Origin of the sequence: Brevundimonas sp. MEB006b, assembly GCF_030209705.1 — a bacterium.
Classification (GTDB): domain Bacteria; phylum Pseudomonadota; class Alphaproteobacteria; order Caulobacterales; family Caulobacteraceae; genus Brevundimonas.
The window spans coordinates 58,236-73,447 of record NZ_JARVRL010000003.1; the positions used below are offsets into that span (position 1 = coordinate 58,236).

The following is a 15,212-nucleotide window of genomic DNA, read 5'->3' on the forward strand; positions in this document are numbered from 1 at the left end:
AGGGCGCTCTTCACATAGTCAGTTCACGGGCGTTTCGCACCCGCGCGATGACGGCGAGATCCACGGCGCGCGCTCCGGCGTCGATCAGGGCGCGCGCGCAGGCCTCTCCGGTCGCGCCCGTGGTCAACACATCGTCGATCAGAAGGATGCGTCGTCCCCGGATCCGACGCCGGCCCGCCTCGGTCACAGCGAAGGCCTTCTTGACGTTCAGCCGCCGCCCGCGCTGGCTCTTGCCGCCCTGACTGGTCGTGTGGGTCGTGCGGACCAGACCGTCGGGCAAATAGTCGCGGTCGGCGTGCCGGGCCAGCGGCCGGGCGATCTCGGCCGCTTGGTTGAACCGTCGCGACAACAGGCGAAACCGATGCAGCGGCACGGGCAGGATCACGTCCGCGTCTTCGACCAGGTCGGCGGCGGCGCGCCCGATCCAGCGCGCGAACAGGGGCGCGAACTGTTGCTGATCGCCGTGCTTGAACCTCAGGATCAGACTGCGCGACGCCTCATCATACAGGCAGGCCGCCCGCGCCCTCTCGAAGGCGTAGGGCTTGGCGATACAGGCGGCGCAGCGATCCTGGGCGAAGGCGCCGCCGTCAAAGTCGAAGGCCGCCCCGCAGCCGTCGCAGACCGGCGCTTCCAGAAATTTGATCCGGCTCCAGGCGTCGGGCGTCAGGCCGGCCGCATCCGTCGCCTCTCGGCTGTCATGCGCCATCGGCGGCAGGATCAGGTCGGCCAGTGCCCGCCCCGCTCCGCGCAAGTGACGGCCCGCCCCTTCCCAGGCGCGTCGCCAGCCCCCATCCTGTGCGTCCATGACCGCCCCCCAATCCCCTTCCGAAGGTCCCCCGCGCATCTTCGACGCTGTGCGACGTCAGGCGCGGCTGGCGCGGTCCGCCGCCCGGTTCCCCCAGGCCGACTTTCTGCACGCCCGAGCCGCCGCCAACGCCGCCGAGAGCCTGGAAGCCATACTGCGCGATTTTCCCGTTGCGGTCGATCTGTCCGCTCATCCAGGCGTGTTCGATGCGGCGGTTCGGTCCAGCGACGCCGCCGGACGCGTCGGTCCCATCCAAACGCCCGTCTCTTTGGCCCAGCGCGCAGCGCCGGGCGCGGACGCGCTGCCGCTTACCGACGCCTCGACCGATCTGATCGTTTCCCTTTTGACTCTTCACTGGGCCAACGACCTGCCCGGCGCCTTGGCCCAGATCCGGCGCGCGTTGAAACCGGACGGCCTGTTCATCGGCACGCTGTTCGGCGCGGGCACGCTGAAAGAGCTTCGCGCCGTCCTGACCGAGGTCGAGCTGGAGGAGCGCGGCGGCGCCCAGGCGCGGGTTTCGCCCTTCGCTGACGGCTATGACGGGGCGGCCCTGTTGCAGCGCGCCGGGTTCGCCCTGCCGGTGTCGGACGTGGACCGCTTCACCGTCCGCTACACCGACCTGTTCGCCCTGATCCGCGACCTGCGCGCCATGGGCGAGACCAACGTGCTGCACGGACCCGTTCGGCCGCTAAGCCGCCGCATCGTGGCGCGCGCCGCCGCCCTCTATGCCGAGCGATACGGTCTCGACGACGGCCGCATCCCGGCGACGTTCGAGATCATCCATCTGGCCGGCTGGAAACCTCACGACAGCCAGCAGAAGCCTCTGCCGCGCGGCTCGGCCAAGACGCGGCTGGCCGATGCGCTGGGCGTCAAGGAAATGACGGGCGAAGAGCCGGACTAGCTGATCGCGGCCTGTATGGCGGCGCTCAGCTTGTTCACCGTCGCGGCCAGGCCGCCGTTCTGGCTGTTCGCCAAGGCGCTGATCGAGGTCACGATCGCCAGGAAGATCAGGGCGCAGAGCAGACCATATTCGATAGCCGTGGCCCCGCTCTCATTGCGCAGGAACCGGTCGATAAGACGTCGCATGGCCGGCCTCCCTGGTCGGCGGTGGTCAGAGCAGGTCGCGCAACCAGGCGACCAGAGGTTCGTCCGCCGGCGGCATGGGATAGTCCGAAAGCTTGCTCGGCTTCACCCAGGCCAGGCCGTCGTGTTCACGCGCCGTGACCACGCCGTCCCACCGTCGGCACAGATACAATGGCATCAACAGGTGAAACGAATCGTAAGCGTGACTGGCGAAAACGAACGGCGACAGACAGTTTTCGCTGACGTCGATGCCCAGCTCTTCCTTCAGCTCACGGATCAGGGCCTGTTCCGGCCGCTCTCCGGGCTCGACCTTGCCGCCCGGAAACTCCCACAGACCGGCCAGCTTCTTGCCCTCGGGACGCTTGGCGATCAGAACCCGCCCATCCACGTCAATCAGGGCGACGGCGACGACCAGGACGGTCGGAAGGGGCGCAGCGGTCACGAGCGATAGTCGCCGTTGATCTCGATGTAGCCCTTGGTCAGATCGCAGGTCCACACGGTCGCCGATGCCCGGCCCGAACCCACATCGACGGTGATGTCGATCTCGGGGTTCTTCATATAGGCGGTCATCTTGGCCTCGTCGTAGGTCGGGGACGGGGCGCCGTCGATGGCGGCCTGGTGCGGGCCGAACTTGATGGCCACGCGGTCGCGATCGACCGGCTCCTCGGTCTTGCCCACCGCCATGACGACCCGGCCCCAGTTGGCGTCCTGACCGGCGATGGCGGTCTTGACCAGGGGGCTGTCGGCGATGGACTTGGCCAGCTTGCGGGCCGAGGCGGGCGAGGCGGCCCCGTCAACCGTCACCTTGACGAACTTGGTCGCGCCTTCGCCGTCGCGCACCAGCTGGTGCGCCAAGTCCAGCATCACCTTGTCCAGGGCGGCCGAGAAGCTCTTAAGCCGGCGATCCCCGACCCGCCCGATGCGCGGCGCGCCCGAGGTTCCGGTGGCGAACAACAGGGCCGTGTCGTTGGTCGAGGTGTCGCCATCCACCGTCACGCTGTTGAAGGTGGTGCGTACATGCAGGCCCAGCAGCGCCTGCAGCACGTTCGGATGGATGTCTGCATCGGTGACGATGAAGGCCAGCATGGTCGCCATGTCCGGCGCGATCATGCCCGATCCCTTGGCGATACCGGCGATCCGGACCTTGTAGCCCTCGATCTCGGCCTCGGCGTAAGAGCCCTTGGGGAAGGTGTCGGTGGTCATGATGCCGCGACCGGCCCGGGCCCAGGCGTCCGCCTCCAGCCCGTTCTCGATTTCAGGCAGTTTGGCGACGATCTTCTTGTCGTCCAGCACCACCCCGATCACGCCGGTCGAGGCCAGCATGACGTCGCGCTGGCGACAGCCGAACCGTTTGGCGACCTCCGAGGCCGTGCGCCGCGCCGCGTCCGCGCCGGCCTTGCCGGTGAAGGCGTTGGCGCATCCGGCGTTGATCACCAGGGCGCGCACATCCTTGCCGCCCTCGGCCCCTGCGAGATGCTTCTTGCACCAGTCCACGGGCGCCGAGCCGATCTTGTGGCGGGTGAAGACCCCGGCGCAGCTGGTCCCACGCGCGAACCGGAACACCACCAGATCGTCGCGCTCGTGTTTGTAGAAGCCAGCGCGGGCGGTCGCGATCTCGACCCCGCCGATCGGCGGAATGGCCGGGAACGGCACGGCCAGGGGCGAGATGGCCAGACCCGGCTTGCCGGCGGCGGCCGGCGCAGGCGCGGCCGGGGCGGCATCCGATCCCGGCGTGCGGGTGGCGCGCTTCAGCGCCGTAGCGAACGGGTCCAGCGCTTTTTCGAACGCATGCTCGATCTTCTGGCCGGTCGTGGAGGGAGGCTTGGTCATGTCAGGCGCCCGGAGGAGCGGAAGGGGCGGAAGGAGTGGGCGATGCGGGCGGCGTCTGCGCGGGCAGGCGCACATCGACCTTGGCCTTGCCGCGCAGTTGTTCCAGCAATTGTCGCACGCCCTCATAGGTCAGATAGCGCACGATCTGCGGTCGGGCCTGTTCCAGCGTCGGCGGGTTTTCCTTGCGCCGGTCCTCGACCCTCAGAACGGCCCAGCCGCCCTCGGTCTGGAAGGGCCCGACTGTCGCACCGGCCGGCTTGTCGCGCAGGGCGTCGGCATAGGCTTGGGGCATCACGTCCAGCGTCGAGTAGCCCAGATCACCGCCGGAAAACCGCGTCGCCTCGTCGATCGACCGCTCCGCCGCCACCGCTTCGAAGCCGGCGCCCTGGCCCAGAATGCCGATCACGGCGTCCGCCTCGGGCTTGGTGCGCGACAGGATCAGCCGCACGCGGATCTCTTCCGAGGTCTTCGCCAGCCGCAGCTGCTCATTATACAGGGTCTGCACCGCTTGGTCCGAGACGGCCTTGTTGACCACGCTCTCGACCAACATGTCGCCCAGGATGCGTTCGCGCGTCGCTTCCAGACGCCGCTGCGCCAGGGGCGAGGAGTCCAGCCGCCGCCGCTGCGCCTCTCCGGCCAGCAGCTTTTGGTCGATCACCTCGTCCAGCACCCGGCGGAAGAGATCCGACGTCGTATCCAGCGCCTCGTCCTCGCCAATCAAACCTTGGGCCACCGCCTCGCGCTTCACGTCCGAGGCCCAGATGGTCTCGTCCTGGACCGTGGCCACGGCCTGGTCCCCCTGTTCGGGCGGCCGGTTGTCGCCGCCGCGCGAACAGGCGGCGGTCGAAAGCGCCGCCGTCAGCAAGGCCGCCGTCAGGATACGTGAAGATCGCCGGAATGGGGTCAAGGGGGCGCTCCGTCGAAGGCGGCCGAAAGCCCCTCGCGTTGACAGGGGTTAGGCCGGTGCTTAAGTCCCGCCTGCGCCCAAGTCGAGGGGTTTTGATCGTCTGCGCGGCCCTTCGCGCGCGCCTGATGCGGCGCTCCGGGGCTGCGGTCGGTCAGGGCCTCTCTCACGGCGTCCGTATCGCCGCCCCTCACGGGATTTCAGAGCCGCTCAGCTCGCAGACGCTCGACCGCTTACCGGATCCAATATGCTCGGCTTCGCCAAGAAACTTTTCGGCTCTTCCAACGACCGCAAGGTCAAGGCCTTCCAGGACCACGCCCAGCGCATCAATGCGCTGGAGCCCAAGTTCGCCGCCCTGTCCGACGACGAACTGCGGATGATGACCGACGCCTTCCGCGATCGGCTGGCGAACGGCGAGACCCTGGACAAGATCCTGCCCGAAGCCTTCGCGGTCGTGCGCGAAGCCTCCAAGCGCGTGCTGGGCCAGCGTCAGTACGACGTTCAGCTGGCCGGCGGCATGATCCTGCATGAAGGCGGCATCGCCGAGATGCGGACCGGTGAAGGCAAGACCCTGGTCGCCGTGGCGCCGGTCTATCTGAACGCCCTGCCCGGCAAGGGCGTGCACGTCATCACCGTCAACGACTACCTGGCCCGCCGCGACGCCGAGACGATGGGCAAGGTCTATCGCTTCCTGGGTCTTGAGGTCGGCGTCATCGTCAACGGCCTCAGCCAGGGTCAGCGTCAGCAGGCCTACAACGCCGACGTCACCTACGGCACCAACAACGAGTTCGGCTTCGACTATCTGCGCGACAACCTGGTCTATGACCGGCGCGAGATGGTGCAGCGTCCGCACAACTTCGCCATCGTCGACGAGGTCGACTCCATCCTGATCGATGAGGCGCGCACGCCTCTGATCATCTCGGGCCCGACCGAGGACCGTTCGGATCTCTACAAGATCCTCGACGGCCTGATCAAAGACCTGATCAAGGACAAGGACACCTTCGAGCTCGACGAGAAGCAGAAGCAGGTCCTGCTGACCGAGCTGGGCTCCGAGCGGATGGAAGAAGCTCTGGAGGCCGGCGGTCACTTCGCCGCCGACACCACCGGCCTGTACGACGCCGCCAACATCAGCCTGGTTCACCACGCCAACCAGGCCCTGCGCGCCAACACCCTGTATCAGCGCGACAAGGACTATATCATCAAGGGCGGCGAGATCGTCCTGATCGACGAGTTCACCGGCCGCATGATGACCGGCCGCCGCCTGTCCGAAGGTCTGCACCAGGCCATCGAGGCCAAGGAAGACGTCAAGATCCAGCCCGAGAACCAGACCCTGGCCTCGGTGACGATCCAGAACTACTTCCGCCTGTACGAAAAGCTGTCGGGCATGACCGGCACGGCCGCGACCGAAGCCCAGGAATTCGGCGACATCTACAAGATGGACGTGCTGGAAGTGCCGACCAACCGGCCGATCCAGCGCAAGGACTACGACGACGAGGTTTATCGGACCCATGCCGAGAAGAACCAGGCCATCGCGCGCCAGATCGCCGAATGCCACCTCGCCGGTCAGCCGATCCTGGTCGGCACCGTGTCGATCGAGCGTTCGGAACAGCTGTCGGACCTGCTGAGCCGCTTCGAATACAAGGTCGAGACCTCGCGCACGCTGAAGCCGGAATATGCGGGCAAGGCCAAGGAAGCCGAGAAGATCGGCGACGCCGCCTATGACATCACCTACGAGACCAAGCTGCGTGGCATTCCGCACAGCGTCCTGAACGCGCGCCAGCACGAGCAGGAAGCCTATATCGTCGCCGACGCCGGCCTGCCGGGCGTGGTGACCATCGCTACCAATATGGCGGGCCGCGGCACCGACATTCAGCTCGGGGGCAACCTCGAGATGAAGATGCAGAAGTGGCTGCTGGAACAACGCAACATGGCCGTCGAGGTCACAACGGAAATGGAAGCGGCCAAGGAGGCCGAGTTCAAGGCCGAGATCGCCGTCCAGAAGAAGATCGCGTTGGAGGCCGGCGGCCTGTTCGTTCTGGGCACCGAGCGCCACGAAAGCCGCCGCATCGACAACCAGCTGCGCGGCCGCACCGGCCGTCAGGGCGACCCCGGCACCTCGAAATTCTACTTGTCCTGCGAGGACGACCTGCTGCGCATCTTCGCCGGCGACCGCCTCGACTCGATCATGAAGACCTTCGGCGTGGCGGAGGGCGAGGCTATCACCCACCCTTGGCTGAACCGCGCCATCGAGACGGCCCAGAAGCGCGTCGAGACCCGTAACTACGACATCCGCAAGAACCTGCTGAAATACGACGACGTCGTGAACGACCAGCGCAAGGCCGTGTTCGAACAGCGTCAGGAGTTCATGGACTCCGAGGATCTGTCCGAACTGGTCGGCGACTTCCGCCGCGACGTCGTGTCAGACCTGGTCGAACGCTATATGCCGCCCAAGGCCTATGCTGAGCAGTGGGACATCGACGGCCTGGACGAAAAGGTCCGCTCGACCCTGGGGCTTGAACTGCCGCTGCACGACTGGGCCGCCGAGGAAGGCGTGTCGAACGAGGAGATCGAGGAGCGGCTGCTGGCCGCCGCCGACGCCCGCGCCGCCGAACGCCTGGAACAGATCGGCGCCGATCAGACGCGCGGTCTGGAAAAGCAGTTCATGCTGCAGATGATCGACATGCAGTGGCGCGAGCACCTGGTTCATCTGGACCACCTGCGCGGCGTCATCGGCCTGCGCGGCTATGGCCAGCGCGACCCGCTGAACGAATACAAGACCGAAGCCTTCTCGCTGTTCGAGAACCTGCTCTACGACCTGCGCCACAACGTCACCCGCTGGCTGATGACGGTCGAGTTCCGCTTCCAGGCGCCGCCCGAACTGCCCGAGTTCCAGGAAATCCACCTGAACCCCGGCACCGGCGAGAACGAGATGGCCAATCCGTCGGCGCAGAACCCCGAAGGCACTTTGATCGGCGACGACCGCTCGAAACTGCCCGTCGAGGCCCTGCCGCCCGGCTGGGAAATGACCGGCCGCAACTCCCCCTGCCCCTGCGGCTCGGGGCGCAAGTTCAAACACTGTCACGGGGCTCTCGTTTAAGAGGCGCGCTACCCGCAGCGCTATCGCTCGCCGCGCGGCGGCTCGCTGCTTGAGCGCTGGGTGAGATGTCCTAAAGAAGAGGGATGTCCTACAAGTCCCTCTTCTCCCGCGCCCTGTCAGCGGCGCCCGGTCGGCTGCATTTCGCCGCGCACAGCCATCACCTGTGGCCCGACGCCAGTTTCGAGGCGCAGCAGCAGACCTGGCTCGACGCCAACTTGCATGCCGACCACAAGTGGGATCTCGTCTTCGGTCAGGTGATCCCCGAGGCTCAGGCCCATGTCGCGGCCGAGCTGGCACTGCCTTCGCCCGACAGCATCGTCTTTTCGTCCAACACCCACGACTTCCTGCTGCGTCTGTTTTCGGGCGTGGAGACCAAGCCGGTCCGCATTCTGGCGACCGACGGCGAATTTCACTCCTTCCGTCGTCAGGCCGAACGGTGGGAAGAGGTCGGGGCGGCGCTGGTCACGCGCGTTCCGCTAGCCCCTTTCGACACCTTCGCCGACCGCTTTATCGCCGAGGCGTCCAAGGGCGGCTACGACTGGATCGTGGTCAGCCAGGTCTTCTTCCGCACCGGGGGCCTGTTCGACCGGATCGAGGAGCTTGCCGCCCTGGCGAGACCCGAAGGGCCTTGGGTTCTGATCGACGGCTATCACGGCTTCATGGCGACCCCGACCGACCTGTCGGCGGTGGCGGACCGGGTCTTCTATGTCTCCGGCGGCTACAAATACGCCATGTCAGGCGAGGGCGTCTGCTTCCTGCACGCCCCGCCCGGCTTCTGCCCGCGTCCTGTCGTCACCGGCTGGTTCGCGGAGTTCGGCGACCTGTCGGGTCCGCCCGGCGGCGTTCAGTATCGCAGCGACGGCGGTCGTTTCTGGGGCGCCACCTTCGACTGCACGCCGCTGTATCGCTTCAACGCCGTGCGCCGAATGCTGGATCAGCAGGGGCTCGACACCGCCGCCATCGCCGCCCATGCGCGCGATCTGGCGACCAAGTTCCAGCAGGCCGTTCAGACTGGACAGGCCGGAGTCTTGTCGCAGGCCGAAATCCTCAATCCGGTCGAGGGCGACGCGCCGCGCGCCCGTTTCCTGGCCCTTCGTCATCCCGACGCCCAGGCTTGGTGCGCCGGTCTGCGGGCGGCGAACATCGTCACCGATGTGCGCGAGGACGTCATCCGCTTCGGCTTCGGCCTGTATCAGGACGCCGAGGACGTCGATCGCCTGATCGAGGCCTGCCGATCCCTCTGATCAGTAGAAGGTCGTGTCGTCCTGCTTGCTGGGCGCCGGGGCCGTGCGCGGCGGCGGCGTCGGACGGTTTGATGCGGGCGGGCTCGCCGGTCGCGCTTGAGGCGAGGGCGGCGTCGGCGTGGTGCCGCCCGTCGGCGCATTGACCGGAGGGATCACCGGCAGGTCCGGATAGGGCATGGCCGAGGGGCGAGCGTCCTGCGCCGGCGCCGCTTCTTCGGGCGCGATTGGTCCCGTGTCGAACTGGCCCAACCGGTCGGGCGCGCCGACATCGTCGCGGATGAAGGCCCAGGCCTGCCGGTCCGAGCAGCCGCAAGCCTTCAGGAAGCCCTGCTTGTCACGCCACAGGATCAGCGGATAGCTGATGTCCACGCCGGACTCCTTGAGCAGCTGGCTCAGCCGTTCGTTGAAGCGGCGGCCGGCCTCGACCACGGCGGTGCGCGCCAGATTGCCGTCCGCCTGGGGCACGCCGGCGGCGGTCCAGCTGTTGGCCGGCGTCGCCATCCAGCGTTGATACAGCGGCCAGTCGCGCGTCAGCCACAGCTCCGCGACCGTCGCTCGCTCCGCCGCCGTCGATTGCGCCGCGCCTTCCAGATCGGGGCGGGCGAACAGGATGTAGCGCGTCTCGATCCCCGCCGCCTTCAGCTTGGGCGCCTCGTCGCGTGCGTAGCGCAGGGCCGAGGCGCTGTCGCGATATGTGACGATATACAGGGCCTGTCCCCCGCTGCCGTCCGACACCCAGGACGCCTCGTCCAGCAGTTGCTGCACTTCGGCCTGATTGCGGCTGATCGTGACCGGCTGGAACCGCGAATAGAAGTTCCAATAGGCCCAGTATCCGGCGCCGGCGAGCAGCAGGCCGATCACGGCCGCCACGATCGAACCCATCAAAAAGCGACGCATGTAATCGGGTGCTCCAGCTTCACCGTTGACCCATCCTAACGCATAGCATCGGAATCCGTTGTCGCCCGCATTCGCCGACGTCTTCATCGCCGCTCAGAGGCGCCAAAATGTCGCGAAAGATTCCGGCCGATCCGCTCTTGAACGGCGCAGGGGGCTTCCCATTTCAGATTTCGACGCTGCGGGACACTCCCCCTCCGAACCGCAGCGAAGCGAAGCCGGCACCCTCCCCTCCCCTCCAGGCGCCGCTCGCGCAGGCCGCCGGACTCCCCCAGTCCGGCGGCTTTCTGCTTTGTGGCGCTGCACAATAATTCCAACCTGATCACTGATCATTACAATGAACGGTCGCCAGGGGCTTCCCGAGCGACCGGACCTGGCCTAGTCAGCGGGGGTGGCGCCTCGTCGCGCCGCATCCCTTGCGGCCCTGCCGCGTCGTTCGAGACTGCTCGTCCATGACCGCCCACGATCTGCGCCAACCCGTTCAGCCGATCACCAAGGCCGCGCTGGAGGCGGCCTTCGCCAAGATCGTGGGGACCGGGCCCGGCGCAGTCGAACAGACGTATCTGACCCAGGCGCACGAAGACTATTCCGCCGATGAGACGCCTGAACTGAGCGGCGAGGATTTGGCCGCCCTGCTCGCCGCCTCCTGGACCGCCGCCAAGTCCTATCCGACCGACGCGGCCGCTCCCGCCATCACCGTCGGCCCGCTGCACGGCGCATCGGACAAGGTGCTGGATTACGATCTGGTGCGGATCGTCCAGTCCGACGCCCCCTTCCTGGTCGACAGCGTCATGGGCGCTCTGGCCGAGGCCGCCGTGTCCGTGCGCGCCCTGTTCCACCCGGTGGTCGAGCTCGACGGCCGCCGCCTGTCAATCATCATGCTGGTCATCGACAGCGTGCCGCAGGAGCGCCGCGACGCCTTGGGCGAAGGCCTGGCCCAGAGCCTGTCGGACGTCCACGCCGCCGTCGCCGATCACGACGCCATGACGTCTCTGATGCGCCAGGCCGTGCAGCGTCTGGAAGAGACCCCGCCCCCGGTCGATCCCGCCGTCCTGGCCGAGAACATCGCCTTCCTGAAATGGCTGAAGAGCGACCATTTCGTCTTCCTGGGCGCGCGCGACTACGACTATCCGCTGAACGCCGACGGCGACTATGAGGCCGAGGCGCCGCTGGGACTGTCCACCGACGGCCTGGGCATTCTGGCAGATCCCGAGCGCACCGTGCTGCGCCGCGCCTCCGAACCCGCCGTCCTGACGCGCCAGATGCGCCGTCAGCTGGATCTCAGCGAACCGGTGACGGTGGCCAAGGCCAACGCCCGCTCGCGCGTCCACCGTCGCGCCTACATGGACTATGTCGGGGTCAAGCGTTACGGCCCGGACGGCAAGGCGACCGGCGAGACCCGTTTCGTCGGCCTGTTCACGTCTGAAGCCTACGACCAGCTGGCGACTGAGGTGCCGCTGCTGCGTCGCAAGGTGGCCAACGCCCTGGCTCGCGCCGACAAGGCGCCCGGCAGCCACAACGAGAAACGCCTCAAGAACATCCTCGAGAATTATCCGCGCGACGAGCTGTTCCAGGTCAGCGAGGACGAGCTGCTGTCCATCGCCCTGGGCATCCTTCACCTCTACGACCGGCCGCGCATCCGCCTGTTCTCGCGCCAGGATCCGTTCGACCGCTTCGTCTCGGTGCTGTGCTTCATCCCGCGCGAGAAGTTCGATTCCGCCGTGCGCGAACGCATCGGCCAGATCGTCGCCCGCGCCTGGGGCGGCCGCATCTCGGCCTGGTATCCGCAACTGTCGGACGCGCCCCTGGTGCGCATCCATTACATCATCGGCGTGGAGCCCGGCGCCCACCCGATCCCGGACCCCGCCCAGCTGGAGACCGACGTCGCCGAGGCTGGTCGCGGCTGGGTCGATCGTTTCGAAGGCGCCCTGCGTCGCTCGGGCGTCGAGGAAGTCGCCGTCGGGCCGCTGAGCGCCCAATGGGCCCGCGCCTTCGGCGCCGCCTATCGCGATCGCTACGACGCCGATGAGGCCGCAACCGACCTGCAATACGTAAACCGGCTGAACGAGACCGGTCTGCCCGGCGAGGGCAAGGCCGTCGCCGTGCGCGCCTTCCGCACGCCGGACGACAGCCGCCTGCAGTTCCGCTTCAAACTCTATCGTCGCGGCCCCGCCGTTCCCCTGTCCGACGTCCTGCCGATCCTGGCCGACATGGGCCTGAAGACGCTGGAGGAATACGGCTATCCGATCCGTCCGATGGGCGAGGAGGAGATCCACGTCCACGAGTTCCTGATGGAGGATCCGCGTGGCGAGGCGCTGGTCTTCGATGACGTGAAGGGCCCGTTCGAGGACGCCTTCGCCGCTGTCTGGACCGGCCGCAACGAAAGCGACGGCTTCAACCGTCTGGTGATCGAACTGGGCGTGGAATGGCGCGACGCCGCCCTGATCCGCACCTTGGCCCACTATCGCCAGCAGACGGGTCTCGACCCCTCCCAAACGGTGCAGGAAGAGGCCCTGCGCGAATACCCCGACGTGGCGCGCGCCCTGCTGTCGCTGTTCAAGGCCAAGTTCGCGCCAGAAGGGGGCTCGGCTGACGACCGTGCGCCGGCTGTCGCCGAGCTGGACGCCAAGATCGTCACCCTGCTGCAGGACGTGAAGAGCCTCGATCACGACCGGGCCCTGCGCCGCATCGCCGCCCTGATCGGCGCGATCAAGCGCACCAACTATTTCCAGCTGGACGCCGACGGCCAGCCCAAGCCGCACATCTCGATCAAGATCGCCTCGCGCGAGCTGGACGACCTGCCCCTGCCCAAACCCTATCGCGAAATCTTCGTCTGGGCGCCGCACGTCGAGGGCGTGCACCTGCGCTTTGGTCCCGTCGCGCGCGGTGGTCTGCGCTGGTCGGACCGTCGCGACGACTTCCGCACCGAGGTCCTGGGCCTGGTCAAGGCGCAGCAAGTGAAGAACGCGGTCATCGTGCCGGTCGGCTCCAAGGGCGGCTTCTATCCCAAGCAACTGCCCCGCACGACGGACCGCGAGGCCATCCAGGGCGAGGCCATCCGCGCCTATCGCACCTTCCTGTCCGGCCTTCTGGACATCACCGACAATATCGCCGCCGACGGTTCGGTGACCCATCCGGCCAATGTCATCGCCTGGGAGGGCGACGACCCCTATCTGGTCGTGGCCGCCGACAAGGGCACGGCGACCTTCTCCGACATCGCCAACGGCGTCTCGGCCTCCTACGGCTTCTGGCTGGGCGACGCCTTCGCCTCGGGCGGCTCCATCGGTTATGACCACAAGGCCATGGGCATCACCGCGCGCGGCGCGTGGGAGGCGGTCAGGCGCCACTTCCGCGAAATGGGCAAGGACATCCAGGCCCAGCCCTTCACCATGGTCGGCGTCGGCGACATGTCCGGCGACGTCTTCGGCAACGGCGTCCTGCTGTCCAAGGCGACGCGTCTGGTCGCCGCCTTCGATCACCGCGACATCTTCATTGATCCGAACCCGGATCATGTGGCCAGCTGGACTGAGCGCAAGCGTCTGTTCGACCTGCCGCGCTCGTCCTGGCAGGACTACGACAAGGCGCTGATCTCGGAAGGCGGCGGCGTCTTCTCGCGCTCGGCCAAGTCGATCCAGCTGACGCCGCAGATCAAGGCGGCCCTAGACATCGCCGAGGACGAACTGGACCCCGTCAGCCTGATCCGCGCCATCCTGAAGGCGCCGGTCGAACTGCTCTATCTGGGCGGCATCGGCACCTATGTGAAATCGGCGGCCGAAACCGACGCCCAGGTCGGGGACAAGGGCACCGACGCCCTGCGCATCAACGCCGACGAACTGCGGGTCAAGGTGGTGGGCGAGGGAGCAAACCTTGGCTTCACCCAGGCGGGACGCATCGCCTTCGGTCAGGCCGGCGGCCGCATCAACACCGACGCCATCGACAACTCCGCCGGGGTCGACACCTCCGACCACGAGGTCAACATCAAGATCCTGATCGGCTCGGCCGTGACCAACGGCGTCCTGCCGGCCGAGGAGCGCACGCCGCTTCTGGCCTCCATGACCGACGAGGTGGGCCTCAAGGTGCTGGCCCACAACTACGACCAGACCCTGGCCCTGACCCTGCAGCAGGCCGAAGGCGTCGGCGCCCTGGACGCCCAGCAGCGGTTCATGCAGAGCCTCTCGGCGCGTGGAAAGCTGGACCGCAAGGTCGAGGGCCTGCCCAACGACGCCCGCGTCAAGGAGTTGATGACGGCGGGCATCCCCCTGGCCCGGCCCGAACTGGCCGTCCTGATGGCCTACGCCAAGCTGGAGCTGTCGGACGACATCGTCGCCTCTCAGGCGCCCGAGGATCCCTTCTTCGAACAGATCCTGGTCCGCTACTTCCCCGAGGCTCTGGCCCGGTTCGAGCCGGAGATGAAGAGCCACCGTCTCCGGCGCGAGATCATCGCCACGGTCATGGCCAACGAAGTCGTCAACATGTGCGGCCCGACCTTCCCCGACCGGCTGCGCGGCTCGGCGGAATGCGACACAACCGCCCTGATCATCGCCTTCGAGGCGGCGCGCCGTGTCTTCCGTCTGGACGAAGCCTGGGACGCCGTGTCGGCCCTGGACCTGAAGATCTCGGCCGAGGCCCAGATCGCCCTCTATCAGGAGATCGCCGTCGTCCTGCGTCGTCAGACCTTCTGGCTGGCCCGCCGCGCCAAGGGCGGTCTGTCGGTTCAGGCCCTGATCGACCGCTATCGTCCGATCGCCGACGCCTTGCAGGCCGAGGGCGCGCCGGTCCTGTCGCGCTTCGAACAGGGGCGTTTGGATGCGCGCGTCAAACGCTTCGCCGACCACGGCGCGCCTGAGGATCTGACCCGCAGCATCGCCATCATGCGCCCCCTCGTCGCCGCCTCCGACATCGGGGACCTGGCGCAGGAGGCGAACTGGCCGGTCGCGGCCATGGCGCGCCTGTATCACCAGGTCGGGGCCGCCTTCGATTTTGACCGTCTGCGCGCCGCCGCCGGCTCCATTCCATCTGCGGATCATTTCGATCGTCTCGCCGTCCGTCGTCTGATCGAGGACCTGATGAACGAGCAGGCGGCCCTGACCCGCGCCGTCGCCCGCGCTTCTGATCCGTCGGTCGGCGTCAGCGAGGACGCGGCCGAGGCCGCCGTGGACGCCTGGATCGGCTCCAAACAGGCGACGGTCGAGGGCGTGCGCGCTTCGGTGGACGAGATCGAACAGTCGGGCTCGGGCTGGACCTTCGCCAAACTGACGATCGCCAACGCGACGATCCGCGATCTGGCGACGGCGGCCGTGAATGGCTGAGCAGCGGGTCTTCGCTTGACGAAGCCGTCGTCGCACGGCCTCTTCA

Annotated in this window: 10 protein-coding genes; 4 read left to right on the forward strand and 6 right to left on the reverse strand. The window is 67.4% G+C overall.

The features are described 5' to 3' along the window. Positions 1-10: 10 nt before the first annotated feature. The gene (locus tag QRN13_RS05135; RefSeq protein ID WP_284877083.1) at positions 11-805 is read right to left on the reverse strand and encodes a ComF family protein; all 795 of its coding nucleotides are present in this window, start codon (positions 803-805) and stop codon (positions 11-13) included. Here QRN13_RS05135 and QRN13_RS05140 point away from each other — a divergent pair. Continuing rightward, positions 804-1,706 (forward strand): class I SAM-dependent methyltransferase, encoded by a 903-nt coding sequence (locus QRN13_RS05140; protein ID WP_284877084.1) that lies wholly within the window; start codon positions 804-806, stop codon positions 1,704-1,706. The genes QRN13_RS05135 and QRN13_RS05140 overlap by 2 nt on opposite strands. Here QRN13_RS05140 and QRN13_RS05145 read toward each other — a convergent pair. The 4 genes from QRN13_RS05145 to QRN13_RS05160 are packed head-to-tail and all read right to left on the reverse strand — an operon-like array spanning position 1,703 to position 4,625. After that, positions 1,703-1,891: a Flp family type IVb pilin gene (locus QRN13_RS05145; protein WP_165114742.1), complete on the reverse strand. Its 189-nt coding sequence runs from the start codon at positions 1,889-1,891 to the stop codon at positions 1,703-1,705. The genes QRN13_RS05140 and QRN13_RS05145 overlap by 4 nt on opposite strands. A gap of 25 nt (positions 1,892-1,916) precedes the next feature. Further along, the gene (locus QRN13_RS05150; RefSeq protein WP_284877085.1) at positions 1,917-2,330 is read right to left on the reverse strand and encodes a (deoxy)nucleoside triphosphate pyrophosphohydrolase; all 414 of its coding nucleotides are present in this window, start codon (positions 2,328-2,330) and stop codon (positions 1,917-1,919) included. Further along, entirely contained in the window at positions 2,327-3,718 is a 1,392-nt protein-coding gene (argJ, locus tag QRN13_RS05155; protein ID WP_284877086.1) for a bifunctional glutamate N-acetyltransferase/amino-acid acetyltransferase ArgJ, read from the reverse strand. Before argJ ends, QRN13_RS05150 begins: the two co-directional genes overlap by 4 nt. A 1-nt stretch (position 3,719) precedes the next feature. Then, the gene (locus QRN13_RS05160; protein WP_284877087.1) at positions 3,720-4,625 is read right to left on the reverse strand and encodes a peptidylprolyl isomerase; all 906 of its coding nucleotides are present in this window, start codon (positions 4,623-4,625) and stop codon (positions 3,720-3,722) included. A gap of 244 nt (positions 4,626-4,869) precedes the next feature. On the opposite strand from QRN13_RS05160, the gene secA reads away from it, so the two are divergent. Both secA and QRN13_RS05170 read left to right on the forward strand, forming a co-directional pair. Beyond that, positions 4,870-7,719, forward strand: a complete 2,850-nt coding sequence (secA, locus tag QRN13_RS05165) for a preprotein translocase subunit SecA (RefSeq protein ID WP_284877088.1) — start codon at positions 4,870-4,872, stop codon at positions 7,717-7,719. A gap of 83 nt (positions 7,720-7,802) precedes the next feature. After that, on the forward strand, positions 7,803-8,963 hold the full coding sequence (locus tag QRN13_RS05170; RefSeq protein WP_284877089.1) for an aminotransferase class V-fold PLP-dependent enzyme: 1,161 nt from the start codon (positions 7,803-7,805) through the stop codon (positions 8,961-8,963). On the opposite strand, the gene QRN13_RS05175 is transcribed toward QRN13_RS05170, so the two are convergent. Then, a complete protein-coding gene (locus tag QRN13_RS05175; protein ID WP_284877091.1) occupies positions 8,964-9,860 on the reverse strand; it encodes a hypothetical protein in 897 nt (298 codons plus the stop codon). A gap of 449 nt (positions 9,861-10,309) precedes the next feature. Here QRN13_RS05175 and QRN13_RS05180 point away from each other — a divergent pair, with 449 nt between their 5' ends. Continuing rightward, entirely contained in the window at positions 10,310-15,166 is a 4,857-nt protein-coding gene (locus QRN13_RS05180) for an NAD-glutamate dehydrogenase (protein WP_284877092.1), read from the forward strand. Positions 15,167-15,212 lie beyond the last annotated feature (46 nt).